At 63.1% G+C, this 25,147-nt stretch carries 24 protein-coding genes; 22 read left to right on the forward strand and 2 right to left on the reverse strand.

The window, feature by feature from the left end; all coding sequences use genetic code 11:
- Nucleotides 1-95: 95 nt before the first annotated feature.
- The 20 genes from rpoB (at nucleotide 96) to QQK63_RS00910 (ending at nucleotide 23,794) form a co-directional block, all read left to right on the forward strand.
- Nucleotides 96-4,232: a DNA-directed RNA polymerase subunit beta gene (gene rpoB, locus QQK63_RS00815; protein ID WP_277822099.1), complete on the forward strand. Its 4,137-nt coding sequence runs from the start codon at nucleotides 96-98 to the stop codon at nucleotides 4,230-4,232.
- A 98-nt stretch (nucleotides 4,233-4,330) separates the two neighbouring features.
- A complete protein-coding gene (rpoC, locus tag QQK63_RS00820; protein ID WP_277822097.1) occupies nucleotides 4,331-8,560 on the forward strand; it encodes a DNA-directed RNA polymerase subunit beta' in 4,230 nt (1,409 codons plus the stop codon).
- Between the two features lie 143 nt (nucleotides 8,561-8,703).
- On the forward strand, nucleotides 8,704-9,552 hold the full coding sequence (locus tag QQK63_RS00825) for a glycosyltransferase (RefSeq protein ID WP_277822095.1): 849 nt from the start codon (nucleotides 8,704-8,706) through the stop codon (nucleotides 9,550-9,552).
- A complete protein-coding gene (locus QQK63_RS00830; protein ID WP_277822093.1) occupies nucleotides 9,549-10,451 on the forward strand; it encodes a DMT family transporter in 903 nt (300 codons plus the stop codon). Before QQK63_RS00825 ends, QQK63_RS00830 begins: the two co-directional genes overlap by 4 nt.
- A 221-nt stretch (nucleotides 10,452-10,672) precedes the next feature.
- A complete protein-coding gene (locus QQK63_RS00835) occupies nucleotides 10,673-12,697 on the forward strand; it encodes a calcium-binding protein (protein WP_277822091.1) in 2,025 nt (674 codons plus the stop codon).
- 85 nt (nucleotides 12,698-12,782) lie between these two features.
- The gene (locus QQK63_RS00840; RefSeq protein ID WP_277822089.1) at nucleotides 12,783-13,400 is read left to right on the forward strand and encodes a methyltransferase family protein; all 618 of its coding nucleotides are present in this window, start codon (nucleotides 12,783-12,785) and stop codon (nucleotides 13,398-13,400) included.
- 270 nt (nucleotides 13,401-13,670) lie between these two features.
- On the forward strand, nucleotides 13,671-14,042 hold the full coding sequence (gene rpsL, locus QQK63_RS00845) for a 30S ribosomal protein S12 (protein WP_085835153.1): 372 nt from the start codon (nucleotides 13,671-13,673) through the stop codon (nucleotides 14,040-14,042).
- A gap of 12 nt (nucleotides 14,043-14,054) precedes the next feature.
- Nucleotides 14,055-14,525, forward strand: a complete 471-nt coding sequence (rpsG, locus tag QQK63_RS00850; RefSeq protein ID WP_277822087.1) for a 30S ribosomal protein S7 — start codon at nucleotides 14,055-14,057, stop codon at nucleotides 14,523-14,525.
- A 64-nt stretch (nucleotides 14,526-14,589) separates the two neighbouring features.
- On the forward strand, nucleotides 14,590-16,713 hold the full coding sequence (fusA, locus tag QQK63_RS00855; RefSeq protein ID WP_277822085.1) for an elongation factor G: 2,124 nt from the start codon (nucleotides 14,590-14,592) through the stop codon (nucleotides 16,711-16,713).
- A gap of 81 nt (nucleotides 16,714-16,794) precedes the next feature.
- Complete coding sequence (gene tuf, locus QQK63_RS00860) at nucleotides 16,795-17,970, forward strand: elongation factor Tu (RefSeq protein WP_284283157.1); 1,176 nt, start codon at nucleotides 16,795-16,797, stop codon at nucleotides 17,968-17,970.
- Between the two features lie 205 nt (nucleotides 17,971-18,175).
- Nucleotides 18,176-18,484, forward strand: coding sequence for a 30S ribosomal protein S10 (rpsJ, locus tag QQK63_RS00865; RefSeq protein ID WP_109670966.1), 309 nt, complete (start codon nucleotides 18,176-18,178; stop codon nucleotides 18,482-18,484).
- 15 nt (nucleotides 18,485-18,499) lie between these two features.
- The gene (gene rplC / locus QQK63_RS00870; RefSeq protein ID WP_277826001.1) at nucleotides 18,500-19,351 is read left to right on the forward strand and encodes a 50S ribosomal protein L3; all 852 of its coding nucleotides are present in this window, start codon (nucleotides 18,500-18,502) and stop codon (nucleotides 19,349-19,351) included.
- Nucleotides 19,348-19,968 carry a 50S ribosomal protein L4 gene (gene rplD, locus QQK63_RS00875; RefSeq protein ID WP_277826003.1) on the forward strand — a complete coding sequence of 207 codons (621 nt, stop codon included), beginning with the start codon at nucleotides 19,348-19,350 and terminating at the stop codon, nucleotides 19,966-19,968. The genes rplC and rplD overlap by 4 nt, the downstream gene beginning before the upstream one ends.
- Nucleotides 19,965-20,261 carry a 50S ribosomal protein L23 gene (locus QQK63_RS00880; protein WP_277826005.1) on the forward strand — a complete coding sequence of 99 codons (297 nt, stop codon included), beginning with the start codon at nucleotides 19,965-19,967 and terminating at the stop codon, nucleotides 20,259-20,261. Before rplD ends, QQK63_RS00880 begins: the two co-directional genes overlap by 4 nt.
- A 150-nt stretch (nucleotides 20,262-20,411) precedes the next feature.
- A complete protein-coding gene (rplB, locus tag QQK63_RS00885) occupies nucleotides 20,412-21,254 on the forward strand; it encodes a 50S ribosomal protein L2 (RefSeq protein WP_277826007.1) in 843 nt (280 codons plus the stop codon).
- A 3-nt stretch (nucleotides 21,255-21,257) separates the two neighbouring features.
- The gene (rpsS, locus tag QQK63_RS00890) at nucleotides 21,258-21,536 is read left to right on the forward strand and encodes a 30S ribosomal protein S19 (protein ID WP_277826010.1); all 279 of its coding nucleotides are present in this window, start codon (nucleotides 21,258-21,260) and stop codon (nucleotides 21,534-21,536) included.
- A gap of 3 nt (nucleotides 21,537-21,539) precedes the next feature.
- Nucleotides 21,540-21,920: a 50S ribosomal protein L22 gene (rplV, locus tag QQK63_RS00895; RefSeq protein WP_277826012.1), complete on the forward strand. Its 381-nt coding sequence runs from the start codon at nucleotides 21,540-21,542 to the stop codon at nucleotides 21,918-21,920.
- Complete coding sequence (rpsC, locus tag QQK63_RS00900) at nucleotides 21,920-22,624, forward strand: 30S ribosomal protein S3 (RefSeq protein ID WP_277826014.1); 705 nt, start codon at nucleotides 21,920-21,922, stop codon at nucleotides 22,622-22,624. Before rplV ends, rpsC begins: the two co-directional genes overlap by 1 nt.
- A gap of 12 nt (nucleotides 22,625-22,636) precedes the next feature.
- On the forward strand, nucleotides 22,637-23,050 hold the full coding sequence (gene rplP, locus QQK63_RS00905) for a 50S ribosomal protein L16 (protein WP_277826016.1): 414 nt from the start codon (nucleotides 22,637-22,639) through the stop codon (nucleotides 23,048-23,050).
- Between the two features lie 123 nt (nucleotides 23,051-23,173).
- Nucleotides 23,174-23,794: a TIGR02466 family protein gene (locus tag QQK63_RS00910; RefSeq protein ID WP_277826018.1), complete on the forward strand. Its 621-nt coding sequence runs from the start codon at nucleotides 23,174-23,176 to the stop codon at nucleotides 23,792-23,794.
- 71 nt (nucleotides 23,795-23,865) lie between these two features.
- On the opposite strand, the gene QQK63_RS00915 is transcribed toward QQK63_RS00910, so the two are convergent.
- Together QQK63_RS00915 and QQK63_RS00920 are read right to left on the reverse strand one after the other, a co-directional pair.
- Nucleotides 23,866-24,252, reverse strand: coding sequence for a type II toxin-antitoxin system death-on-curing family toxin (locus QQK63_RS00915; protein ID WP_277826020.1), 387 nt, complete (start codon nucleotides 24,250-24,252; stop codon nucleotides 23,866-23,868).
- Nucleotides 24,249-24,473 (reverse strand): AbrB/MazE/SpoVT family DNA-binding domain-containing protein, encoded by a 225-nt coding sequence (locus QQK63_RS00920; protein ID WP_277826022.1) that lies wholly within the window; start codon nucleotides 24,471-24,473, stop codon nucleotides 24,249-24,251. Before QQK63_RS00920 ends, QQK63_RS00915 begins: the two co-directional genes overlap by 4 nt.
- A 176-nt stretch (nucleotides 24,474-24,649) precedes the next feature.
- Here QQK63_RS00920 and rpmC point away from each other — a divergent pair, with 176 nt between their 5' ends.
- Both rpmC and rpsQ read left to right on the forward strand, forming a co-directional pair.
- A complete protein-coding gene (gene rpmC / locus QQK63_RS00925) occupies nucleotides 24,650-24,859 on the forward strand; it encodes a 50S ribosomal protein L29 (RefSeq protein WP_277826024.1) in 210 nt (69 codons plus the stop codon).
- Complete coding sequence (gene rpsQ / locus QQK63_RS00930) at nucleotides 24,859-25,092, forward strand: 30S ribosomal protein S17 (RefSeq protein ID WP_277826026.1); 234 nt, start codon at nucleotides 24,859-24,861, stop codon at nucleotides 25,090-25,092. Before rpmC ends, rpsQ begins: the two co-directional genes overlap by 1 nt.
- Nucleotides 25,093-25,147: the final 55 nt, after the last annotated feature.

Consider the following 25,147-nt stretch of genomic DNA (forward strand, 5'->3'; position numbering starts at 1 on the left):
GATTGATCCGTCACGTCTTGTTTCATGGTGCTGCTCACCCGAGGCCCCGGCGGTGAGAGCGGCGCAGCGAAACACATCGAAAGGTGCGCGAGAGCATGGCTCAGACCTACGCAGGCCAGAAACGTATCCGCAAATTCTACGGCAAAATCCGCGAAGTGCTGGAGATGCCGAACCTGATCGAGGTGCAGAAATCCTCCTATGACCTGTTCCTCAAGTCCGGCGACGGCGAAAAGCCCGCCGACGGCGAAGGGATCATGGGCGTTTTCCAGTCGGTCTTCCCGATCAAGGATTTCAACGAGACCGCCGTTCTTGAGTTCGTGAAATACGAGCTCGAACAGCCCAAGTTCGACGTGGACGAGTGCCAGCAGCGCGACCTCACCTATGCCGCGCCGCTCAAGGTCACCCTGCGCCTGATCGTGTTCGATGTCGACGAGGACACCGGGGCCAAGTCGGTCAAGGACATCAAGGAACAGGACGTATTCATGGGCGACATGCCCCTGATGACGCCCAACGGCACCTTTATCGTCAACGGCACCGAGCGCGTGATCGTGTCCCAGATGCACCGGTCGCCCGGTGTGTTCTTCGACCACGACAAGGGCAAGACCCATTCCTCGGGCCGTCTGCTTTTCGCCTGCCGGATCATTCCCTATCGCGGCTCGTGGCTCGATTTCGAATTCGACGCCAAGGACATCGTCTTTGCCCGCATCGACCGCCGCCGCAAGCTGCCGGTCACGACGCTGCTCTATGCGCTGGGGCTGGACCAGGAAGGCATCATGGATGCCTATTACAACACCGTCTCCTTCAAGCTGGAAAAGAACCGCGGCTGGGTCACGCGCTTCTTCCCCGAGCGGGTGCGGGGCACGCGCCCGACCTTTGATTTGGTCGATGCCGCCACGGGTGAAGTGATCGCCAAGGCTGGCGACAAGGTGACGCCGCGCACGGTCAAGAAGCTGATCGACGAAGGCAAGGTGCAGCACCTTCTCATGCCCTTCGAACAGATCGTGGGCCGTTTCGCCGCCAAGGACATCATCAACGAGGAAACCGGCGCGATCTATGTCGAGGCCGGGGACGAGCTGACTTGGGAAATCGGCCGCGATGGCGAGGTTTCGGGTGGCACGCTCAAGGAATTGCTGGATGCGGGGATCACCGAGATCCCGGTGCTCGACATCGATAACATCAACGTCGGTGCCTACATCCGCAACACGATGGCCGTCGACAAGAACCTCGGCCGCGATGGCGCGCTGATGGACATCTACCGCGTGATGCGTCCGGGCGAGCCGCCGACCGTCGAGGCGGCTTCGACGCTGTTCAACCAGCTCTTCTTCGACAGCGAGCGCTATGATCTGTCGGCCGTGGGCCGGGTCAAGATGAACATGCGCCTGGATCTGGATGCCGCCGACACGCAGCGCACGCTGCGCAAGGAGGACATCATCGCCTGCATCAAGGCGCTGGTGGAACTGCGCGACGGCAAGGGCGACATCGACGACATCGACCACCTAGGCAACCGCCGCGTGCGGTCGGTCGGTGAATTGATGGAGAACCAGTATCGCGTCGGTCTGCTGCGGATGGAGCGCGCCATCAAGGAGCGCATGTCCTCGGTCGAGATCGACACGGTCATGCCGCAGGACCTGATCAACGCCAAACCGGCGGCGGCCTCGGTGCGCGAATTCTTCGGCTCTTCGCAGCTGTCGCAGTTCATGGACCAGACCAACCCGCTGTCGGAAGTGACGCACAAGCGTCGCCTTTCGGCGCTCGGGCCGGGCGGTCTGACCCGCGAGCGCGCAGGCTTCGAAGTGCGCGACGTTCACCCGACCCATTACGGCCGGATGTGCCCGATCGAGACGCCCGAAGGGCCGAACATCGGTCTGATCAACTCGCTCGCCACTTTCGCGCGGGTGAACAAGTACGGCTTCATCGAAACCCCCTACCGCAAGGTGAAGGATGCGCAGGTGACCGACGAGGTCGTCTACATGTCCGCGACCGAGGAAATGCGTCACACCGTGGCGCAGGCCAACGCGCATCTGTCGGATGCTGGCCGGTTCGAGAACGAGATGGTCAACACCCGCCAGTCGGGTGAATACACGCTTGCGCCCCGCGAGCAGGTGGACCTGATCGACGTGTCGCCCAAGCAGCTGGTTTCGGTTGCCGCCTCGCTCATTCCCTTCCTCGAGAATGACGACGCGAACCGCGCGCTGATGGGCTCGAACATGCAGCGTCAGGCCGTGCCGCTGTTGCAGGCCGATGCGCCCTTTGTCGGGACCGGCATCGAGTCCAAGGTCGCCATCGATTCCGGTGCGGCGATCCAGGCGCGGCGCGCCGGGATCATCGACCAGGTCGACGCGCAGCGGATCGTGGTCCGCGCCACCGAGGATCTGGAACTGGGCGATGCGGGCGTGGACATCTACCGCCTGCGGAAATTCCAGCGCTCGAACCAGAACACCTGCATCAACCAGCGTCCGCTGGTGAAGGTGGGTGACAAGGTGTCCAAGGGCGAGGTGATCGCCGATGGTCCGTCGACCGACATGGGGGAACTGGCGCTCGGCAAGAACGTCGTCGTCGCCTTCATGCCGTGGAACGGCTACAACTACGAAGACTCGATCCTGATTTCCGAGCGCATCGTGCGCGACGACGTCTTCACCTCGATCCATATCGAGGAATTCGAAGTCGCCGCCCGCGATACCAAGCTCGGGCCTGAGGAAATCACGCGCGATATCCCGAACGTCGGCGAGGAAGCACTCCGCAACCTCGACGAGGCGGGCATCGTCTACATCGGCGCCGAGGTCGGCCCGGGCGACATCCTTGTGGGCAAGATCACCCCCAAGGGCGAAAGCCCGATGACGCCCGAGGAAAAACTGCTGCGCGCGATCTTCGGCGAAAAGGCATCGGACGTGCGCGACACGTCGCTGCGCCTGCCGCCCGGCGATTTCGGCACGGTCGTGGAAGTGCGCGTCTTCAACCGCCATGGTGTGGAAAAGGACGAGCGCGCGCTGCAGATCGAGCGCGAGGAAGTGGAACGTCTGGCCCGCGACCGGGACGACGAGTTGACCATCCTCGAGCGCAACATCTACGCGCGTCTGAAATCCATGATCCTCGGCAAGACCGCGGTGAAAGGGCCCAAGGGCATCAAGTCCGGCTCCGAGATCACCGAGGAGCTTCTGGAAACGCTCAGCCGCGGCCAGTGGTGGCAGCTCGCGCTTGGCGACGAGAAGGACGCGGCCGAGGTCGAGGCCCTGAACCAGCAGTTCGAGGCGCAGAAGCGCGCGCTCGATCACCGGTTCGAGGACAAGGTCGAAAAGGTCCGTCGCGGCGATGATCTGCCCCCCGGCGTGATGAAGATGGTCAAGGTCTTCATCGCGGTGAAGCGCAAGCTTCAGCCCGGCGACAAGATGGCCGGCCGTCACGGCAACAAGGGCGTGATTTCCAAGGTGGTGCCGATGGAGGACATGCCGTTCCTCGCGGATGGTACGCCGGTCGATTTCGTGCTGAACCCGCTGGGCGTGCCGTCGCGCATGAACGTCGGCCAGATCCTCGAGACGCATATGGGCTGGGCCGCGCGCGGTCTTGGCATCCAGATCGACGAGGCGCTGGACGAGTATCGCCGCTCGGGCGACATGACGCCGGTGCGTGACGCGCTCAAGATCGCCTATGGCGAAGACACCTACCGCGACGCCTTTGGCGACAAGGACGAGCAGGAGATCCTCGAGGCGGCGGGCAACGTCACCCGCGGCGTTCCGATCGCTACGCCCGTCTTCGACGGCGCCAAGGAGGCCGATGTCAACGATGCGCTGACGCGTGCCGGTTTCGACACCTCGGGCCAGTCGGACCTGTTCGATGGGCGCACGGGCGAGAAATTCGCCCGCAAGGTGACCGTGGGCGTCAAGTATCTGCTCAAGCTGCACCACCTCGTGGACGACAAGATCCACGCGCGTTCGACCGGGCCGTACTCGCTCGTCACCCAGCAGCCGCTGGGCGGCAAGGCGCAGTTCGGCGGCCAGCGCTTCGGCGAGATGGAGGTCTGGGCGCTGGAAGCCTACGGTGCCGCCTACACCTTGCAGGAAATGCTGACGGTGAAGTCGGACGACGTGGCAGGCCGCACCAAGGTCTACGAGTCGATCGTCAAGGGCGAGGACAATTTCGAGGCCGGCGTTCCGGAATCGTTCAACGTTCTCGTCAAGGAGGTCCGGGGTCTGGGCCTCAACATGGAACTCCTGGATGCGGAGGATGAGGAGTGAGCCGGATGCCGGGCTGAGGCCCGGCCTACGGCAAACGGGCGGGCCGGGTATCACGCCCCGGCACGCCCCATCCTTCCCGCGATATTCGAGGTATCAAGATGAACCAGGAACTTACCAACAACCCGTTCAACCCGCTGACCCCGCCCAAGGCGTTCGATGAGATCAAGGTCTCTCTGGCCAGCCCCGAGCGGATTCTCAGCTGGTCCTTCGGCGAGATCAAGAAGCCCGAGACGATCAACTACCGCACCTTCAAGCCCGAGCGCGACGGCCTGTTCTGCGCCCGTATCTTCGGGCCGATCAAGGATTACGAATGCCTCTGCGGCAAGTACAAGCGGATGAAGTATCGCGGCGTCGTCTGCGAGAAATGCGGTGTGGAAGTCACGCTGCAAAAGGTCCGCCGCGAGCGCATGGGCCACATCGAACTGGCCGCACCCGTCGCGCACATCTGGTTCCTCAAGTCGCTCCCCAGCCGGATCGGCCTGATGCTCGACATGACGCTGCGTGATCTGGAGCGCATCCTCTATTTCGAAAATTACGTGGTGATCGAGCCGGGTCTGACCGACCTGTCCTACGGCCAGCTGATGACCGAGGAAGAATTCCTCGACGCGCAGGACGCCTATGGCGCCGACGCCTTCAGCGCCAATATCGGGGCAGAGGCGATCCGTGAGATGCTGGCCAACATCGACCTCGAGGTCGAAGCCGCCAACCTGCGCGAGGAGCTGAAGGAAGCCACCGGCGAACTGAAGCCCAAGAAGATCATCAAGCGGCTGAAGATCGTCGAGAATTTCCTCGAATCCGGCAACCGCCCGGAATGGATGGTTCTGACCGTGATCCCCGTGATCCCGCCGGAACTGCGCCCGCTGGTGCCGCTCGACGGTGGCCGGTTCGCGACGTCGGATCTCAACGATCTGTACCGCCGCGTCATCAACCGCAACAACCGCCTCAAGCGGCTGATCGAATTGCGCGCGCCCGACATCATCATCCGCAACGAAAAGCGGATGCTGCAGGAATCGGTCGATGCGCTCTTCGACAACGGCCGTCGCGGCCGCGTCATCACGGGTGCCAATAAGCGCCCGCTGAAGTCGCTGTCGGACATGCTCAAGGGCAAGCAGGGCCGCTTCCGTCAGAACCTTCTGGGCAAGCGCGTCGACTTTTCGGGCCGTTCGGTCATCGTGACCGGTCCGGAACTGAAACTGCACCAGTGCGGCCTGCCCAAGAAGATGGCGCTCGAACTGTTCAAGCCGTTCATCTACTCGCGGCTCGAAGCCAAGGGTCTGTCTTCGACCGTCAAGCAGGCCAAGAAGCTTGTGGAAAAGGAACGTCCCGAGGTCTGGGACATCCTCGACGAGGTGATCCGCGAGCACCCGGTTCTTCTGAACCGCGCTCCGACGCTGCACCGTCTTGGCATTCAGGCCTTCGAACCGATCCTGATCGAAGGTAAGGCGATCCAGCTGCACCCGCTGGTCTGCTCGGCCTTCAACGCCGACTTCGACGGTGACCAGATGGCCGTGCACGTTCCCCTCTCGCTGGAGGCCCAGCTCGAGGCGCGCGTCCTGATGATGTCGACGAACAACGTCCTGTCGCCCGCCAACGGCGCGCCGATCATCGTTCCCTCGCAGGACATGATCCTTGGCCTCTACTATGTCACGCTGGAACGCGAAGGCATGAAGGGCGAAGGCATGGTCTTTGCCAATGTGGACGAGGTGCGCCATGCCCTCGACGCGGGCGAGGTGCATCTGCACGCCAAGGTCAAGGCCCGCGTCAAGCAGATCGACGAGGAAGGCAACGAGGTCTGGAAGCGGTATGACACCACCCCTGGCCGCGTGCTTCTGGGCGATCTCCTGCCGCTGAACGCCAAGGCACCCTTCGAACTGGTCAACCGTCTTCTGCGGAAGAAGGAAGTGCAGCAGGTCATCGACACCGTCTACCGCTATTGCGGTCAGAAGGAATCGGTCATCTTCTGCGACCAGATCATGGGCATGGGCTTCAAGGAAGCGTTCAAGGCCGGGATCTCGTTCGGCAAGGACGACATGGTCATTCCCGAAACCAAGTGGACGCTCGTCGAAGAGACCCGCGACCAGGTCAAGGAATTCGAACAGCAGTACATGGACGGCCTGATCACTCAGGGCGAAAAGTACAACAAGGTGATCGACGCCTGGTCCAAGGCCAACGACAAGGTCACGGACGCCATGATGGCCACGATCTCGGCCCCCAAGAAGGACGAGAGCGGCGCCGAGATGGAACCGAACTCGGTCTACATGATGGCCCATTCGGGCGCGCGGGGTTCGGTCACGCAGATGAAGCAGCTCGGCGGGATGCGCGGCCTGATGGCCAAGCCCTCGGGCGAGATCATCGAAACGCCGATCATCTCGAACTTCAAGGAAGGTCTGACCGTTCTTGAATACTTCAACTCGACCCACGGCGCCCGCAAGGGTCTGTCGGATACCGCGCTCAAGACCGCGAACTCGGGCTACCTGACCCGGCGTCTGGTCGACGTGGCGCAGGATTGCATCGTGCGCATGGACGATTGCGGCACCGAGAACACGATCACCGCCGAGGCGGCCGTGAACGACGGTGAAGTGGTCGCGTCTCTGGCCGAGCGTATCCTGGGCCGCACCGCGGGCGAGGATATCTGCGTGCCCGGCACCGACGAGGTGATCGTCGCCAAAGGCGAGCTGATCGACGAACGCAAGGCCGATGCCGTCGAGGCCGCAGGCGTGCAATCGACGCTGATCCGGAGCCCGCTGACCTGCGAGGCCGAGGAAGGCGTCTGCGCCACCTGCTATGGCCGCGATCTGGCGCGCGGGACCAAGGTGAACACCGGCGAAGCGGTCGGCATCATCGCGGCCCAGTCGATCGGTGAACCCGGCACCCAGCTGACGATGCGGACCTTCCACATCGGCGGCGTGGCACAGGGTGGTCAGCAGTCCTTCCAAGAGGCGAATGTCGAGGGCAAGGTGTCGTTCGCGAACCCGAACCTCCTGTCGAACCCGGCGGGTGAGCAGGTGGTGATGGGCCGCAACATGCAGCTGGTCCTGACCGACGACCAAGGCACCGAACGCGCCAGCTTCAAGCTGGGCTACGGCACCAAGGTCCACGTCAAGGAAGGTGTGCAGGTCAAGCGGGGCGACCGTCTGTTCGAATGGGACCCCTACACCCTGCCGATCATCGCGGAAAAGACCGGGACGGTGAAATACGTCGATCTCGTCAGCGGCATCGCCGTGCGCGAGGAAACCGACGATGCCACCGGCATGACCCAGAAGATCGTGGCCGACTGGCGCACCGCGCCCAAGGGCAACGAGCTCAAGCCCGAGATCCTGATCGTCGGCGAGGATGGCGAGCCGGTCCGCAACGATGCGGGCAACCCGGTGACCTATCCGATGTCGGTGGACGCGATCCTGTCGGTCGAGGATGGCCAGACCATCCAGGCCGGCGAGGTCGTGGCCCGTATCCCGCGCGAGGGTGCCAAGACCAAGGACATCACCGGGGGTCTCCCCCGCGTGGCGGAATTGTTCGAAGCCCGTCGTCCCAAGGATCACGCGATCATCGCGGAGATCGATGGCTATGTGAAATTCGGTCGCGACTTCAAGAACAAGCGCCGGATCACCATCGTTCCGACCGACGAAAGCATGGAGCCCGTGGAATACATGGTGCCCAAGGGCAAGCATATCCCGGTGGCCGAGGGCGATTTCGTCCAGAAGGGCGATTACATCATGGACGGCAACCCGGCGCCGCATGACATCCTTGCGATCATGGGTGTCGAGGCGCTGGCCGTCTACATGATCAACGAGGTGCAGGAGGTCTATCGTCTGCAGGGCGTGAAGATCAACGACAAGCACATCGAGGTGATCGTTCGCCAGATGCTCCAGAAGTGGGAGATCCTCGAGAGCGGGGAAACCACGCTCCTCAAGGGCGAGCATGTGGATAAGGCGGAACTGGATGCGATGAACGCCAAGGCGGAGGCCGATGGGCGCCGTCCGGCCGAGGCGCAGCCGATCCTTCTGGGGATCACCAAGGCAAGCTTGCAGACCCGCAGCTTCATCTCGGCGGCGTCCTTCCAGGAAACCACCCGCGTGCTCACCGAGGCTTCGGTCCAGGGCAAGCGCGACAAGCTGGTGGGCTTGAAGGAGAACGTGATCGTCGGCCGCCTGATCCCCGCAGGTACCGGTGGCGCGACCCAGAACGTGGAGCGTATCGCCAAGGCGCGCGACATGACGGTGATCGAAGCGGCCCGCGCCGAGGCCGAAGCCGCAGCGGCCCTTGCCGCGCCGGTGGTCGAAGATGCCCCGGCAGAGGCCATGGAGACCGAGGAAGGCCCCGCGGAGTGATCCGCTTGGCTCAGGCCTGACAGACATGAACGCCCCGCCCTCGGCGGGGCGTTCGCTTTTGGCGGTCGCGCCCTGATCCTACCCCATTCCGTTCCCCCAGCCTTTGGCCTAAGGTTCTGGCGAACGGGCAGAAACACGGCGCCATGGCCACGCGGGACGACAACCAGATCATCGGCCTGTGCCGGTTTTCCTACTTGGGCGAGGGCGGTTTCGCCACGCAGCAGCAGGATTCCGAAAAGGCCGCCGAGATCCTGTATGCGATCCCCCGGATGCTGCGCCGCTTCGCCTATTTCGAGAATATCTGCCTGCCGTCTCTGGCGGCCCAGACCGACCCCGATTTCAAGCTTGTGGCCCTGATCGGGGACACGATGCCCTTTCGCTGGCGCAAACGGCTGAAGGGGCTGATGGAGCAATACCCGTTTCTCGAGGTCTGTACGCTGGAGGCAGCCGGCCCGCTCAATTCGACCCGCCGGGCCTTTCGCCGCGGCTGGAACGAGCGGTCGACTTACATCACCGGCTTTCGCATCGATGACGATGACGCGGTGGCGGTGGATTACATCGAAAAGACCCGCGCCATCGCCGACCAACTTCTGACGCTGGGCTGGGCCGATCAGGACACGCCCGCCGCGATCTGTTTTCACCGGGGCATCTACTGGGACATGGAACGCGCCGAAGAGGATCAATTCTGGGATTTCTCGGAGAAAGAGCCCCTTGGGCTTGCTTCGGCCATGATCACCACGCCCGAGGGCATGTCGAACATCTACCGCTGGAACCACCGGCGGCTGGCCAGTCAGGTCCGGTGCTGGATCGATCCAAACGACTATATGTTTGTACGCACGCTGCATGGTCACAATGACAGCGACCGGTCCATCCCGCCCGATGCGCGTAGCCTGCCCGCATGGCAGGCGCGCAAACTGTTCCGCGACCGTTTCGGCCTGTCGCCGCGAAAACTCCTGCCCCTGATCCAGCAATTGACGGAAGACGAAACGTGAGCGCCCCCCTCAGCCCCAATCTCAAGGGGGCGCTTTACATGACGCTCTCGATGGCCGCCTTCACGCTGAACGACGCCTGCGTGAAGCTTGTGGCCGAAACCGTGCCGCTGTTCCAGATCGTGGCGCTGCGGGGCCTGTCGACCACGATCCTGTTGGCGGTGACGGTCCATCTGACCGTCGGGCTGCGGTTTTCCATGCCGCGCCGGGATAGACCGCTGGTGGCCTGGCGAACCGTGGCCGAGGTGGGCGCGATGGTGGCGTTTCTGTTGGCGCTGACGAACATGGCCATCGCCAATGCGACCGCCATCCTTTCGGCGCTGCCCCTGATGGTGACGCTGGCCGCCGCCGTCCTGTTCCGCGACCCGGTCGGCTGGCGGCGGTGGGCGGCCATCGGGGTGGGGTTTGTCGGCGTGTTGATGATCGTCCAGCCGGGTACCGACGGGTTCAATGAATGGTCGCTTCTGGCGCTGTTGTCGGTCGTGATCATCACGGCGCGGGATCTGCTGACGCGGGCCTTCAGCCCGGCGGTTCCGTCGATGTCGGTGGCGGTGATCACGGCAGGCGCTGTCGGCGCCTTTGGCGCGATCGTGTCGCTTTTCACGCCCTGGGCCGCGATGGGGCTGTACGAGATCGCGCTGACGCTGGCGGCCTCGGTCTTCATCATCGGCGGCTATGTCTTCGGGATCATGGTGATGCGAATCGGCGAGGTCGGCTTCGTCTCGCCCTTCCGCTACACCTCGCTGATCTTCGCGCTGATCCTTGGCTTCGTTGTTTTCGACGAATTTCCCAACACCTTGGCATTGTTCGGCGTTTCGACGGTAATGGCGGCCGGAATCTACACATTGTTTCGCGAACGCGTCCGAAAGCAGGCCATTTCACCCCGTCCGGGCCGCATCTAGCCCTGAGGCTGCGGGGCAGAGACCGCCACCGCGACCGGAGGAAGCCGCCGATAAAACGCGCGCAATCCTGCGATCGATGTGCTATCATTTTGAATATCAGCACCGCGCTTTCAGCGCGACGTAACCACCAAGTTGCGTTCTCGGGCCCAGAGTAGCGTTCGGCCTCATCTTCAATCGCAAACGGCAAACCATCCCCGCGTTTCCGGGGGGAGGGCTGAACCATGGCCGATTTTTCGAACCCGTTTTTCCGGGGCGGCGAGATTGATGAACGCATGTTCGGGGGGAATTTCGTGTTCAGCCAGGACAGGCTGGACGGTACCTTCCCGCTGCGTGCAGAACAGGCCGGGCTGGAGGTGATCCGCTTTCCGGGCGGTCACGCGACCGAAGCTTTTTTCGACCCGGCCAACCCGGAGGCCGACAGCGTCACCTTCGTGAACGATCTGGGCGAAACGGTCACGCTGGGCCTCGTCAAGTTGAGCGCCTTTATCGATTACGCACGGCTCAATGACCTTGGGGCCATTATCGTCCTGCCGGTTCAACGCTACCTCGACGCGTGGCGCGACGACGGCGGCACCCGGCCCGAGATCCTGACCCAAGAGGATACTGCGGCACTCCGGTCCTACATGGAAACGGTCATGGCCAGCGCCGTCCCGATACACGCCATCGAGATCGGCAACGAACCTTGCCTGTGCGGCGTGAACGATGGCGACTATGGCCGGATCGTCAACGAGATGTCGTTGGTTGTGCATGAGACCATCGTGGATTTCGAGGCATCCGCATCCTTGCCCCCGGGCTATGTGCACCCCGTCCTGAGCCTTGTCGCGACACCTTATTTCTACACTGCCGATACGGATGGCGATGGTATCGCGACCTTCGAGGAATCGCTGATCGAGCGGTTCCTGCAACTCTCTCCCGAGGCCCTGACGCATATCGAGGCGATCACGATCCACCGGTATGTCAGCGGCCACTACAATTCCATCGACAACTTCCAGGCCCCGTGGCTACGCGCCATGCAGGCCGTGGATCTGTCCGGCCGCGATCTGGACGTGATCGTGACCGAATGGAACATCAGCGCGACACAGCGCGGCGTGTTGCGCTGGGCCGATGCCACCGAAGACCAACGCGACGGCATCGACACGGGGCTCAAGCACGCGGGGGCCGTTGCGGCGATGTTCCACGAAATGGCGGTCCATGATGTGGCGATGGCTGCCTTCTGGGCCGTGCAGCAGAAAAACGATGTCGGCTTTGCGCTGCGCGAGGGGACGACGACCGACCTGCGCGCCGGGGGTCAGATGTTCGCCTATCTTTCCGAGAACGTGCAGGGGATGCGCGCCATAGAGCTTTCGCGCCCCAGCCCCGATTTCGACCTGCACGCCTTTGCCGATCGTGACAGCCAGTTCCTTGTCATCAATTCCCGCCTCGACGAAACCCAATCGCTCGAACTGGACCTGACCGAACTTGCCGGGCCGGTGAGTGGCGGCTGGGTCCATGTGATGACCGCCGCCGAAGGACAGGATCCGCGCGACCCGAACGTGGAAACGGTGATCGAACAGATCCCGCTGGCCGAGGTCATGGTCGACGGACGCCTGACGCTGTCGCTTGATCCTTGGGAAATCGCGGTCCTGTCGCTCGAGGCGGGTGGGGATGAGGTGATCGCCGACGGGACCGTCACCAGCATTTTCGGCGGAAATGGTGAAGATCTGCTTTTGGGGAGTTTCCGGGGCGAGACCCTTCACGGTGGCCTTCATGACGACGTGATCCGCGCCGGAGGCGGGCGCGATACCGTCTTGGGCGGTGCGGGCAACGACACCCTGTCCGGCAACTGGGCCAATGACCATTTGGAGGGCGGGCTGGGTCACGATGCGCTTTATGGCCAGCGTGGCGCGGATACCCTTTATGGTGACGCGGGCAACGACCATCTGGATGGCGGCCTGTTGCGGGATTTCCTCTATGGCGGCGATGGGGATGACACGCTGGTCGGCGGTCGAGGTCACGACTTTTTCTGGGGCGGCGAAGGCGCCGACGTGTTCCGCATCCGCAAGGGTGACCAGGCCTGGCGTGAGCTCATCCACGATTTCAACGCCGCCGAGGACCGGGTGGAGCTTTTGTTCGAGGATCTGACCTTCGACGACATCTTCCTGACGCAAGAGGAAAGCGACGTGGTTCTGTCGTATGGCAGGGGGTCGCTCACCCTCCTCGAGACAGACGTCGAGGATCTGACCGAGGATAATTTCGTCTTTCTTTGAGCGAAAAACTTCGCGCCCATTCGCCGCATGGCGGTATTGCGCCGGCGGCGCGACACAGGGCGATCTTTCGCGAAAGGTCCCCCACATGACCGCCACCCCGGTTCTGCCCGTCAACCAGAAACGGCGCATCCTTGTCCTGCGTCTTGTCTTTGTCGCGGCTCTGCCGCTGATCTTGTTCGTGCAGCCGCGCATCCCGATCGGCACTTTCCAGCACGAGGCGATCGAGGCCGTGGGACTTGGCCTTTTGTTGATCGGGGTTCTGGGTCGGTTGTGGTCGATCCTCTATGTCGGGTCGGTCAAGAACCGCGAGCTGATGCGCAGCGGTCCCTATTCCATGACGCGCAACCCGCTTTATGTCTTTTCCACCATCGGCATGACGGGCATCGGCCTGATGCTGGGGGCGGTGTTCTTCGCCGTGCTTCTTGGGGGGCTGACCTTTGCGATCCTCTATGTCACGGCCTCGCGCGAGGCGGGATTTTTGCGCGCGACCTTCGGGGACGCCTATACCGACTATGCCCGCGAAGTGCCGTTTTTCTGGCCCGATCCCCGGCTTTACAAAAGCACCGATAGCGTCACCTTCAGTAGCCGGGCCCTGCGCAACACCTTGTTCGATGCGCTCGGGTTCCTTGCCGCGATCCCGGTGGTGGAGTTGATCGACGCCGCCAAGACCTCGATGGACCTTGTGCTGTTCACGGTCTTCTGAGGCGCCTTCGCGCGCGTCACGCGCGGGGCGCGGTTGACACCCCCGGCGACTCCCCCTATACGCCGCGACACTTGGCCAGCCGACCGACAGGTCCGCACCCGGCCCGACATAGAATTGTAGTGGTCATGATCCGGGCCGTTTGAGGTGCCCCGATCCTCTGGAACTTCCACCGCAGCGTCCTCCAGGTAGGGAAGGGATGCTTGCGGTTTTGGCGTTTTCGTGCCTCGCACGGGTGCGCCGCTGACATGAGAGAGCAAGACGGGGAACCGAATGCCGACGATTCAACAGCTGATCCGCAAGCCGCGGCAGCCCAAAGTGAAACGCTCCAAGTCCCAGCACCTGGAGTCCTGCCCGCAGAAACGGGGCGTGTGCACGCGCGTCTACACCACCACGCCGAAGAAGCCGAACTCGGCTATGCGGAAAGTGGCCAAGGTGCGCCTGACCAACGGTTTCGAGGTCATCAGCTACATTCCCGGTGAAAGCCACAACCTTCAGGAACACTCTGTGGTCCTGATCCGTGGCGGCCGCGTGAAAGACCTTCCCGGCGTGCGCTACCACATCCTTCGCGGTGTTCTCGACACGCAGGGCGTCAAGGATCGTCGCCAGCGTCGTTCGAAATACGGCGCGAAGCGCCCCAAGTAAGAGGATACAGAGATGTCCCGTCGTCACGCCGCTGAAAAGCGCCAGGTCCTGCCCGATGCCAAGTTCGGCGATACGGTCCTGACCAAGTTCATGAACAATCTGATGATCGACGGCAAAAAGTCGGTCGCGGAACGGATCGTCTACAACGCGCTGGAACGCGTCGAGGGCAAGCTCAAGCGCGCCCCCGTCGAGGTCTTCCACGAAGCGCTCGACAACGTGAAGCCCGCCGTCGAGGTTCGCTCGCGCCGGGTCGGTGGTGCGACCTACCAGGTCCCCGTCGAGGTCCGCCCCGAGCGCCGCGAGGCGCTGGCGATCCGCTGGCTGATCAACGCCAGCCGCGCGCGCAACGAGAACACCATGGAAGAGCGTCTGGCCGGCGAACTGATCGACGCCGCCAATTCGCGCGGTTCCGCGGTGAAGAAGCGCGAAGACACCCACAAGATGGCCGACGCGAACCGCGCCTTCAGCCATTACCGTTGGTAAATGATCCGGCGGCCCTGTCCGAGGGCCGCCTCAGTCCGTCAATTCAAGCCTGAGGACCTCCCCCATGGCACGCGACTACCCGCTCTCGCGCTACCGCAATTTCGGTATCATGGCGCATATCGACGCCGGCAAGACCACGACGACCGAGCGTATCCTTTACTACACCGGCCGGTCCCACAAGATCGGCGAAGTCCATGATGGCGCGGCCACCATGGACTGGATGGAGCAGGAACAGGAACGCGGCATCACCATCACCTCCGCTGCCACCACGACCTTCTGGCAGTGGCAGGAAGATCCGACGCCCGAGGGCACCTCGGACACCAAGGTGCGCTTCAACATCATCGACACCCCCGGCCACGTGGACTTCACCATCGAAGTCGAACGCTCGCTGGCCGTTCTCGACGGCGCGGTCGCGTTGCTCGATGCGAATGCCGGTGTCGAACCGCAGACCGAGACAGTGTGGCGCCAGGCCGACCGCTACAAGGTTCCGCGGATGGTCTTCGTCAACAAGATGGACAAGATCGGCGCCGATTTCTTCAAATGCGTCAAGATGATCAAGGACCGGACCGGCGCGACCGCCGTGCCGATCAACTTCCCCATCGGGGCAGAGGATCAGCTGGAAGGCATCGTCGACCTCGTGACCATGGAAGAATGGGTCTGGGAAGGTGAAGATCTGGGCGCGTCTTGGGTTCGCCAGCCGATCCGCGACGACCTCAAGGATCTCGCCGACGAATGGCGGTCCACGCTGGTCGAAGCCGCCGTCGAAATGGACGATGCGGCCATGGAAGCCTATCTCGAAGGCCAAGAGCCCGACGTTCTGACCCTGCGCAAGCTGATCCGCAAGGGCTGCCTGTCCATGTCCTTCGTCCCCGTGCTGGGTGGCTCGGCCTTCAAGAACAAGGGCGTGCAGCCGCTTCTGAATGCCGTTGTCGATTACCTGCCCGGTCCGCTCGACGTGCCGGCCTACATGGGCTTCGCCCCCGGCGACGAGACCGAAACGCGCAACATTCCGCGTTCGGCCGAAGACAGCCAGCCCTTCGCCGGTCTGGCGTTCAAGATCATGAACGACCCCTTCATGGGCACGCTCACCTTCACCCGGATCTACTCCGGCCAGATGAAGAAGGGCGACCAGCTCCTGAACTCGACCAAGGGCAAGAAGGAACGCATCGGCCGCATGGTCATGATGCACGCCAACAAGCAGGAGGAAATCTCCGAAGCTTTCGCTGGCGACATCATCGCGCTGGCGGGTCTGAAGGACACCACCACGGGCGACACGCTGTGCGACCCGGGCCATCCGGTGGTTCTGGAAACGATGACGTTCCCCGATCCGGTGATCGAGATCGCCATCGAGCCCAAGACCAAGGCCGACCAGGAAAAGATGTCGATGGGCCTTCAGCGGCTTGCCGCCGAGGATCCGTCCTTCCGCGTCGAGACCGATCTGGAATCGGGCCAGACCATCATGCGTGGCATGGGCGAATTGCACCTCGACATCCTCGTTGACCGCCTCAAGCGGGAATTCAAGGTCGAGGCCAACATCGGTGCCCCGCAGGTGGCGTATCGTGAGACGATCAGCCGGTCGATCGAACATACCTACACCCACAAGAAGCAGTCGGGTGGTTCGGGCCAGTTCGCCGAGGTCAAGCTGGAGATCAGCCCGACCGAGCCGGGCGAGGGCTATTCCTTCGAAAGCCGCATCGTCGGCGGTGCCGTTCCCAAGGAATACATCCCCGGTGTGGAAAAGGGCATCAAATCGGTCATGGACTCGGGCCCGCTCGCCGGCTTCCCCGTGATCGACTTCAAGGTGGCCCTGCTCGACGGCAAGTTCCACGACGTCGACTCCTCCGTTCTCGCTTTCGAGATCGCGGCCCGGATGGGTATGCGCGAGGGCATGAAGAAGGCGGGCGCCAAGCTCCTCGAGCCGATCATGAAGGTCGAGGTGGTGACACCCGAGGATTACACTGGCGGTGTGATCGGCGATCTTACCTCCCGCCGCGGTCAGGTGACCGGGCAGGAGAGCCGTGGCAATGCCAACGTGATCAACGCCTTCGTGCCGCTGGCCAACATGTTCGGCTACATCAACACGCTGCGCTCCATGACCAGCGGCCGCGCGCAGTTCACGATGCTCTTCGATCACTACGAGCCGGTTCCGCAGAACATCTCGGAAGAGATCCAGTCGAAATACGCATGACGGGGCGCCGGGCTTTGGCCCGGCCTACCCACAACCCGTAGGCCGGGCGTCACGTCCGGCACCCCCTTCAAGGAGGCCATCATGGCAAAGGCAAAGTTTGAACGTAACAAGCCGCATGTGAACATCGGCACGATTGGTCACGTTGACCACGGCAAGACGACGCTGACGGCGGCGATCACGAAGTATTTCGGCGAATTCCGGGCCTATGACCAGATCGACGGTGCGCCCGAGGAAAAGGCGCGCGGGATCACGATCTCGACCGCGCACGTGGAATACGAGACCGAGGCGCGCCACTACGCGCACGTCGACTGCCCCGGCCACGCCGACTACGTGAAGAACATGATCACCGGTGCCGCGCAGATGGACGGCGGGATCCTGGTGGTGAACGCGGCCGACGGCCCGATGCCCCAGACCCGCGAGCACATCCTGCTGGCGCGCCAGGTCGGCGTTCCCGCGCTGGTCGTGTTCATGAACAAGGTGGACCAGGTCGACGATCCGGAACTTCTGGAACTGGTCGAGATGGAAATCCGCGAGCTTCTGTCCTCCTACGACTTCCCCGGCGACGACATTCCGATCGTTGCGGGCTCGGCCCTGGCCGCGATGGAAGGCCGTGACGCCGAGATCGGCGAGAACAAGATCCGTGAACTGATGGCTGCGGTTGACGCCTACATCCCGACGCCCGCGCGCGCCGTGGACCAGCCCTTCCTGATGCCGATCGAAGACGTGTTCTCGATCTCGGGCCGCGGCACCGTTGTGACCGGCCGCGTCGAGCGTGGCGTGATCAACGTGGGCGACGAAATCGAGATCGTGGGTATCCGCGACACCAAGAAGACGACCTGCACGGGCGTGGAAATGTTCCGCAAACTGCTGGATCGTGGTGAGGCGGGCGACAACATCGGCGCGCTGCTGCGTGGTGTGGACCGTGAAGGCGTCGAGCGCGGCCAGGTGCTGTGCAAGCCCGGCTCGGTGAAGCCGCACACGAAGTTCGAGGCCGAAGCCTACATCCTGACCAAGGAAGAAGGTGGCCGTCACACGCCGTTCTTCGCGAACTACCGCCCGCAGTTCTACTTCCGCACGACGGACGTGACCGGCACGGTTCAGCTGCCCGAGGGCACCGAGATGGTGATGCCGGGCGACAACCTGAAGTTCACGGTCGAACTGATCGCGCCGATCGCCATGGAAGACGGCCTGCGCTTCGCCATCCGCGAAGGCGGCCGCACCGTCGGCGCAGGCGTGGTCTCCAAGATCATCGAGTGATCGAAGGCGGCGCCCGCAAGGGCGCGCCTTGCCACTCCGGCCAGGCGAAGAATCTTTGCCCCCGCCACAGGTGGTGACTTGAAAACCCGGGGGCCGCGCTGTAAGGCGCGGCCTTCACCGGCCAAAAGGCCGGATCAATGAAACCGGTTCGACGAGGGGTGGACCTAAACCCCCTCCTCTCAACTGAAAGGAAAAGACGATGGCGATTGCCAGCCAGAATATCCGGATCCGCCTCAAGGCGTTCGATTACCGGGTTCTCGATGCCTCCACCGCGGAGATCGTGAACACGGCGAAGCGCACGGGTGCGCAGGTCCGCGGGCCGATCCCGCTGCCCAACAAGATCGAAAAGTTCACGGTTCTCCGTGGCCCCCACATCGACAAGAAATCGCGTGACCAGTGGGAAATCCGTACCCACAAGCGTCTGCTCGACATCGTCGATCCGACCCCGCAGACGGTGGACGCGCTGATGAAGCTCGACCTCGCCGCCGGCGTGGATGTCGAGATCAAGGTCTGAGGGGGGGCAGTAGACATGTTGCGCTCTGGTGTAATCGCCAAGAAGCTGGGCATGACCCGGCTGTTCATGGAAGACGGCCGTCAGATCCCGGTGACCGTTCTCCACCTCGACAAGCTTCAGGTCGTCGCCCAGCGTACGCCCGAGACCGATGGCTATACCGCCGTCCAACTCGGCGCGGGCACGGCCAAGGTCAAGCGCGTTTCGGCCCCGATGCGTGGCCATTACGCGAAGGCCAGCGTTGAGCCCAAGCGGAAGCTCGTGGAATTCCGCGTCGACGCGGAAAACCTGCTGCCCGTCGGTGAGGAAATCATCGCCGACCATTACTTCGAAGGTCAGTTCGTCGACGTGACGGGCACCTCGATCGGTAAGGGTTTCGCAGGTGCCATGAAGCGGCACAATTTCGGTGGTCTGCGCGCCTCGCACGGCGTGTCGATCAGCCACCGTTCGCACGGCTCCACCGGTCAGTGTCAGGACCCGGGCCGCGTATTCAAGGGCAAGAAGATGGCCGGCCACATGGGTGCCGCGCGCGTTACGACCCAGAACCTGCAGGTGGTCCGCACCGACAGCGACCGTGGCCTGATCATGGTCAAGGGCGCCGTGCCGGGTTCCAAGGGCGGCTGGGTCACGATCAAGGATGCGGTGAAGAAGCCCTTCCCCGAAAACGCGATCCTGCCCGCAGCTCTGAAATCCGCCGCCGAGGAAGCCAAGCGTCTGGCCGACGAAGCCGCGGCGCAAGCCGCCGCTGAAGAGGCTGCTGCCGCAAAGGCCGCAGCCGAGGCTGAACAGGCAGCGCTCGAAGCCGCCGAGGCCGAGGCTGCAACCGAGGCGCCCGCCGAGGATGCCGAGAAGAAGGACGGTGAGGCATGAAAATCGACGTCATCAAACTGGACGGCGGCAAGGCCGGTTCGGTCGATCTGGGCGAAGCCATCTTCGGCTTGGAACCCCGCGCCGACATCCTGCACCGCGTCGTGCGCTGGCAGCGCAACAAGGCACAGCAGGGTACGCACTCCACGCTGGGCCGGTCCGAGGTCAGCTACTCGACCAAGAAGATCTACAAGCAAAAGGGCACCGGCGGCGCACGTCACGGCTCCCGCAAGGCTCCGATCTTCCGCAAGGGTGGCGTCTACAAGGGCCCGACCCCGCGCAGCCACGCCCATGACCTGACCAAGAAGTTCCGGGCGCTGGGTCTGAAGCATGCGCTGTCGGCCAAGGCTGCCGAGGGTAACCTCGTGGTTCTGGAATCGGCCGCAATGGACGCACCCAAGACCGCGATGCTGGCCAAGCAGATCAAGAACCTCGGCTGGAAGCGCGTGCTCATCATCGATGGCGCGCAGGTCGACGAGAACTTCGCCATGGCGGCGCGCAACATCGAAGGGCTGGATGTCCTGCCGTCGATGGGCGCGAATGTCTATGACATCCTCAAGCGGGACACCCTGGTCATCACCAAGGCCGGTCTCGAAGCACTGGAGGCACGGCTGCAATGACCGCGAAAGCCGCACATTACGACGTGATCCGCAAGCCGATCATCACCGAGAAATCCACCATGGCGTCCGAGAACGGCGCGGTGGTCTTCGAAGTGGCGATCGACTCGAACAAGCCCCAGATCAAGGAGGCCGTCGAAAGCCTCTTCGGTGTGAAGGTGAAGGCCGTGAACACGACCATCACCAAGGGCAAGGTCAAGCGGTTCCGCGGGCGCCCCGGCACCCGCAAGGACGTGAAGAAGGCCTATGTTACCCTCGAAGAGGGCAACACCATTGACGTCTCGACCGGGCTCTAATAGAGCGCGGCATCCCATTGGCCCCGGGCGCGTCCCGGGGCCGTGACATTTCCGGTACCTTCGGATGCCGGGTAGCAAGCCGGGGACCTTCGGGGCCCTATACATCGAAAACAGGGTTCACCCCCTGCAAAGCAACGGAAGACAGAAAGCATGGCACTCAAGTCGTACAAGCCGACGACGCCGGGCCAGCGCGGGCTGGTGCTGATCGACCGTTCGGAGCTTTGGAAAGGTCGCCCCGTAAAGGCCCTGACCGAGGGTCTGACGGGTAATGGCGGCCGGAACAACACCGGACGGATCACCGCACGCCGGCGTGGCGGTGGCGCAAAGCGTCTTTATCGCATCGTCGATTTCAAGCGGACCAAGTTCGACGTTTCGGCCACGGTCGAGCGGATCGAATACGATCCCAACCGCACCGCCTTCATCGCGCTGATCCGCTACGAAGATAGTGAACAAGCCTATATCCTCGCGCCCCAGCGTCTCGGCATCGGTGACAAGGTCGTGGCGTCCGCCAAGGCCGACATCAAGCCGGGCAACGCGATGCCCTTCTCGGGCATGCCGATCGGCACGATCGTCCACAACATCGAGCTCAAGCCCGGCAAGGGTGGCCAGATCGCACGCGCCGCAGGCACCTATGCCCAGTTCGTCGGCCGTGACGGTGGCTATGCGCAGATCCGCCTGTCTTCGGGCGAATTGCGGCTCGTGCGCCAGGAATGCATGGCGACGGTTGGCGCGGTCTCGAACCCCGACAACTCGAACCAGAACCTCGGCAAGGCCGGTCGCGTCCGCCACATGGGCAAGCGCCCCGCCGTTCGCGGTGTCGCCATGAACCCGATCGACCACCCCCATGGTGGTGGTGAGGGTCGCACCTCGGGTGGCCGTACGCCGGTCACGCCCTGGGGCAAGGACACCAAGGGTCGCCGCACCCGCAACAAGAACAAGGCGTCGCAAAAGCTCATCGTGCGCTCGCGTCACGCCAAGAAGAAAGGACGCTGATCCATGTCGCGTTCCGTCTGGAAGGGTCCTTTTGTCGACAGCTATGTCCTCAAGAAGGCCGAGAAAGCCCGGGAATCGGGCCGCAACGAGGTCATCAAGATCTGGTCGCGCCGTTCCACCATCCTGCCCCAGTTCGTGGGCCTCACCTTTGGGGTCTACAATGGTCAGAAGCATGTTCCGGTGAACGTCACCGAGGACATGATCGGCCAGAAATTCGGGGAATATTCGCCGACGCGGACCTATTACGGTCACGCGGCCGACAAGAAAGCCAAGAGGAAGTAAGCCATGGGCAAGGATAAGAATCCCCGCCGCGTGGCGGACAACGAGGCGATGGCCAAGCTGCGCATGCTGAAGACCAGCCCGCAAAAGCTCAACCTGCTGGCGCAGCTGATCCGCGGCAAGAAGGTCGAAAAGGCGCTCAGCGACCTGACCTTCTCCAAGAAGCGGATCGCGCTGGACGTGAAGAAATGCCTTCAGTCCGCTATCGCCAACGCCGAGAACAACCACGGTCTCGACGTCGACGAGCTTGTCGTCGTCGAAGCCTGGGTGGGCAAGAACCTGGTGATGAAGCGTGGCCGTCCGCGGGCACGTGGCCGGTTCGGCCGCATCCAGAAGCCGTTCAGCGAGCTGACCATCAAGGTCCGCCAGGTCGAGGAGACTGCGTAATGGGACACAAGGTCAACCCGATCGGCATGCGCCTGCAGGTGAACCGCACCTGGGACAGCCGCTGGTATGCCGATACCAAGGACTACGGCAAACTGCTCCTTGAAGATCTCAAGATCCGCGAGTTCATCGAGGAAGAGTGCAAGCAGTCCGGCGTCAGCCGCGTCATCATCGAACGCCCGCACCGCAAGTGCCGGGTGACGATCCACACCGCGCGTCCGGGCGTGATCATCGGCAAAAAAGGCGCCGATATCGAAACCCTGCGCAAGAAAGTGGCGGCGCTGACCGACTCGGAACTGCATCTCAACATCGTTGAGGTTCGCAAGCCCGAGCTGGACGCAGCCCTCGTCGCGGAATCCATCGCCCAGCAACTCGAGCGCCGGGTTTCGTTCCGTCGCGCGATGAAGCGTGCGGTGCAGAACGCGATGCGCATGGGTGCTCTGGGTATCCGGGTCAACGTCGCGGGCCGCCTCGGCGGCGCCGAGATCGCCCGGACCGAGTGGTACCGCGAAGGCCGTGTGCCGCTGCACACGCTGCGCGCCGATATCGATTATGCGCTGGCCGAGGCGTCCACGCCTTACGGCATCATCGGGGTCAAGGTCTGGATCTTCAAAGGCGAGATCCTCGAGCATGATCCTTCGGCCCGCGATCGTCGTCAGGCGGAGCTTCAGGAAGGCGGGGGCCCGCGCCCGCGCCGTGACCGGTAAGGAGCATTAGAGATGCTGCAACCCAAACGCACGAAATTCCGCAAGATGTTCAAGGGCCGCATCAGCGGCGAAGCCAAGGGCGGGTCTGACCTGAACTTTGGCACCTTCGGCCTCAAGGCGCTCCAGCCCGAGCGCGTGACGGCACGTCAGATCGAGGCAGCTCGCCGCGCTCTGACCCGTCACATGAAGCGTCAGGGCCGCGTCTGGATCCGGATCTTCCCGGACACCCCCGTGACCTCCAAGCCGGTCGAAGTCCGGATGGGTAAGGGTAAGGGTTCGGTCGATTACTGGGCCTGCAAGGTCAAGCCCGGCCGGATCATGTTCGAGGTCGACGGTGTATCGGAAGAGATCGCCCGCGAGGCTCTGCGCCTTGCTGCGATGAAGCTGCCGATCAAGACCCGTACCGTGGTGCGCGAAGACTGGTAATCCGGTCCGCGCCCGCGCCAGAACAGAAAAGGCCCCCGGTTCGTTCGGGGGCCTTTTTCATTTGGCGTTGCGCCTAGGCCTGCCGAAAGGCACACCCTAGGCAGACCCACCAGGATCCTGACCATGCCCAATATCAAATCGCTCTTCGTCACTCGCCTCTATCACGGCAAACTGGCCGAGCTTGGCCCCGCCATCGACCATGACGAACTGGTGGCCTCGTGCTTTTCCATCGCCGAGGATGACGAGGCCGGGCAGGAATGGTGCGAGGAAAACGGCTATCCCGGCTACACGTCCTACGCCTCTCTCACCGATCTGCCCTGGCGCTTCCCGATCTTCGAGATGCTGGTTCAGGCGCTCGACGCGCATGTCGCGGCCTTCGCCGAGGATCTGGAATTCGATCTGGAGGGGCGCAAGCTGGTGCTAGAAGATATCTGGATCAACATCCTCCCCGAAGGTGGCATCCACACCAGCCACATCCACCCTCATTCGGTGATCTCCGGCACGACCTACGTGCAGGTCCCCCCCGCCGCGCGGTCGATCAAGCTGGAGGATCCGCGCCACGCGATGATGATGGCGGCCCCGAACCGCAGGAAGGATTGCCGCGAGGAACTGCGCGCCTTCGTCTATCCGGGGCCGGTCGCGGGCGATGTGCTTTTGTGGGAAAGCTGGCTCCGCCACGAGGTGCCGATGAACATGGACGAGGATGACCGGGTGAGCGTCAGTTTCAACTATCGATGGGAGTGACGGGCGGTTCGGGCGCAGTCGGCGAAAGGTCCTGTGGACCTTCCGAGGCGCGAACGGGCGGAGCTCCACGATCAGAGCGGCCGCGTTTTTTGCCCCAGCCAACCCGTGAAATCCGCCTCTGTCACCTCTCCTGAGGCCAGGTCCTCCATCATCCGTACGCCCTCGACCGGATCGGGGCGCATCTGCAAGCCGTTCAGCCGCAGAAAGGTCAGCGTTGTCACAAAAGCCGTGCGCTTGTTTCCATCCACGAAAGCATGGGCCTTGCAGATACCGAAAGCATAGGCCGCCGCCAGCACATGCAGATCGGTCTCGCCATATGCGTTGCGATTGACGGGCCGCGCACAGGCGGCCTCGAGCAGCGTCAGATCGCGCATCCCCGGCGCACCGCCATGCCGCGCGATCTGCCGGTCGTGAAAGCTGATGACCGCTCGCAGCGGCACCCAGACAGGGGCGGTCACGCCAAGGCCTGCAACAGGTCCCTGTTCTCGTCCATCACGACCTCACCAGCGGCAAGCGCCGCGGCAAGGGCAGGGTCATTGGCCATGATCCTGAGCGACCCGTCATCGCCCCGCACGACGTGCAGCGTGTCGCCTTCCTTGGCGTCGAGAATGGCCAGCATCTCGGCGGTCAGGGTCATGACGGCGGAATTGCCGACCTTGCGGATCTTGGTCTCGATCATGGCGCCCCCAATGTTTATACGGTTGTATATACCGCGACATGGCAATCAGGCAAGGATTATGGGGTTGCGGCATCCCCGCTTTCCCCCTATACGCGCCCTCTATTCACCGACCTCCACGGGAATCGGCGTGACCCTATGCTATGGGGCGTCCCCGTGATGTTGAAAGGACCAAGGCGATGAACGCCAGCGAACTTCGCGAGAAGACGCCGGATCAGCTGCGTGACCAGCTCGTCCAGCTCAAGAAGGAGGCCTTCAACCTCCGCTTCCAGCAGGCCACCGGCCAGCTCGAAAACACCGCCCGCATGCGCTCCGTCAAGCGTGACGCAGCCCGCGTGCTGACCATTCTGAACGAAAAAGCGGCTGCCGCAGCAGGGGAGGCCAACTGATGCCCAAGCGTATCCTGCAAGGCACCGTCACGTCGAACGCCAACGCCCAGACCGTCACCGTATCGGTCGAGCGTCGCTTCAAGCATCCGGTTCTGGCCAAGACCATCCGGAAGTCCAAGAAGTACCGCGCCCACGACGAGACCAACCAGTTCAACGTGGGTGACATCGTCCGTATCCAGGAATGTGCACCCAAGTCGAAAACCAAGCGCTGGGAGGTGCTGGAGCGCGTCTGACGCACCCCAAGCACATCTCGGTTTGATCGAAACCCCGGGGTCAATGTCCTGACAA

Source organism: Roseicyclus marinus, from assembly GCF_030163795.1.
GTDB lineage: Bacteria > Pseudomonadota > Alphaproteobacteria > Rhodobacterales > Rhodobacteraceae > Roseicyclus > Roseicyclus marinus.

Coding starts and splice junctions, on each gene's coding strand:
- QQK63_RS00825 (WP_277822095.1), top strand. CDS start 8,704: ATGGCCACGCGGGACGACAACCAGATCATCGGCCTGTGCCGGTTTTCC.
- rpsC (WP_277826014.1), top strand. CDS start 21,920: ATGGGACACAAGGTCAACCCGATCGGCATGCGCCTGCAGGTGAACCGC.
- fusA (WP_277822085.1), top strand. CDS start 14,590: ATGGCACGCGACTACCCGCTCTCGCGCTACCGCAATTTCGGTATCATG.
- QQK63_RS00835 (WP_277822091.1), top strand. CDS start 10,673: ATGGCCGATTTTTCGAACCCGTTTTTCCGGGGCGGCGAGATTGATGAA.
- rpsG (WP_277822087.1), top strand. CDS start 14,055: ATGTCCCGTCGTCACGCCGCTGAAAAGCGCCAGGTCCTGCCCGATGCC.
- QQK63_RS00840 (WP_277822089.1), top strand. CDS start 12,783: ATGACCGCCACCCCGGTTCTGCCCGTCAACCAGAAACGGCGCATCCTT.
- rpmC (WP_277826024.1), top strand. CDS start 24,650: ATGAACGCCAGCGAACTTCGCGAGAAGACGCCGGATCAGCTGCGTGAC.
- rplC (WP_277826001.1), top strand. CDS start 18,500: ATGTTGCGCTCTGGTGTAATCGCCAAGAAGCTGGGCATGACCCGGCTG.
- QQK63_RS00910 (WP_277826018.1), top strand. CDS start 23,174: ATGCCCAATATCAAATCGCTCTTCGTCACTCGCCTCTATCACGGCAAA.
- QQK63_RS00880 (WP_277826005.1), top strand. CDS start 19,965: ATGACCGCGAAAGCCGCACATTACGACGTGATCCGCAAGCCGATCATC.
- QQK63_RS00920 (WP_277826022.1), bottom strand. CDS start 24,473: ATGATCGAGACCAAGATCCGCAAGGTCGGCAATTCCGCCGTCATGACC.
- rplD (WP_277826003.1), top strand. CDS start 19,348: ATGAAAATCGACGTCATCAAACTGGACGGCGGCAAGGCCGGTTCGGTC.
- tuf (WP_284283157.1), top strand. CDS start 16,795: ATGGCAAAGGCAAAGTTTGAACGTAACAAGCCGCATGTGAACATCGGC.
- rplB (WP_277826007.1), top strand. CDS start 20,412: ATGGCACTCAAGTCGTACAAGCCGACGACGCCGGGCCAGCGCGGGCTG.
- rpoB (WP_277822099.1), top strand. CDS start 96: ATGGCTCAGACCTACGCAGGCCAGAAACGTATCCGCAAATTCTACGGC.
- rplP (WP_277826016.1), top strand. CDS start 22,637: ATGCTGCAACCCAAACGCACGAAATTCCGCAAGATGTTCAAGGGCCGC.
- rplV (WP_277826012.1), top strand. CDS start 21,540: ATGGGCAAGGATAAGAATCCCCGCCGCGTGGCGGACAACGAGGCGATG.
- rpsL (WP_085835153.1), top strand. CDS start 13,671: ATGCCGACGATTCAACAGCTGATCCGCAAGCCGCGGCAGCCCAAAGTG.
- rpsS (WP_277826010.1), top strand. CDS start 21,258: ATGTCGCGTTCCGTCTGGAAGGGTCCTTTTGTCGACAGCTATGTCCTC.
- rpoC (WP_277822097.1), top strand. CDS start 4,331: ATGAACCAGGAACTTACCAACAACCCGTTCAACCCGCTGACCCCGCCC.
- rpsQ (WP_277826026.1), top strand. CDS start 24,859: ATGCCCAAGCGTATCCTGCAAGGCACCGTCACGTCGAACGCCAACGCC.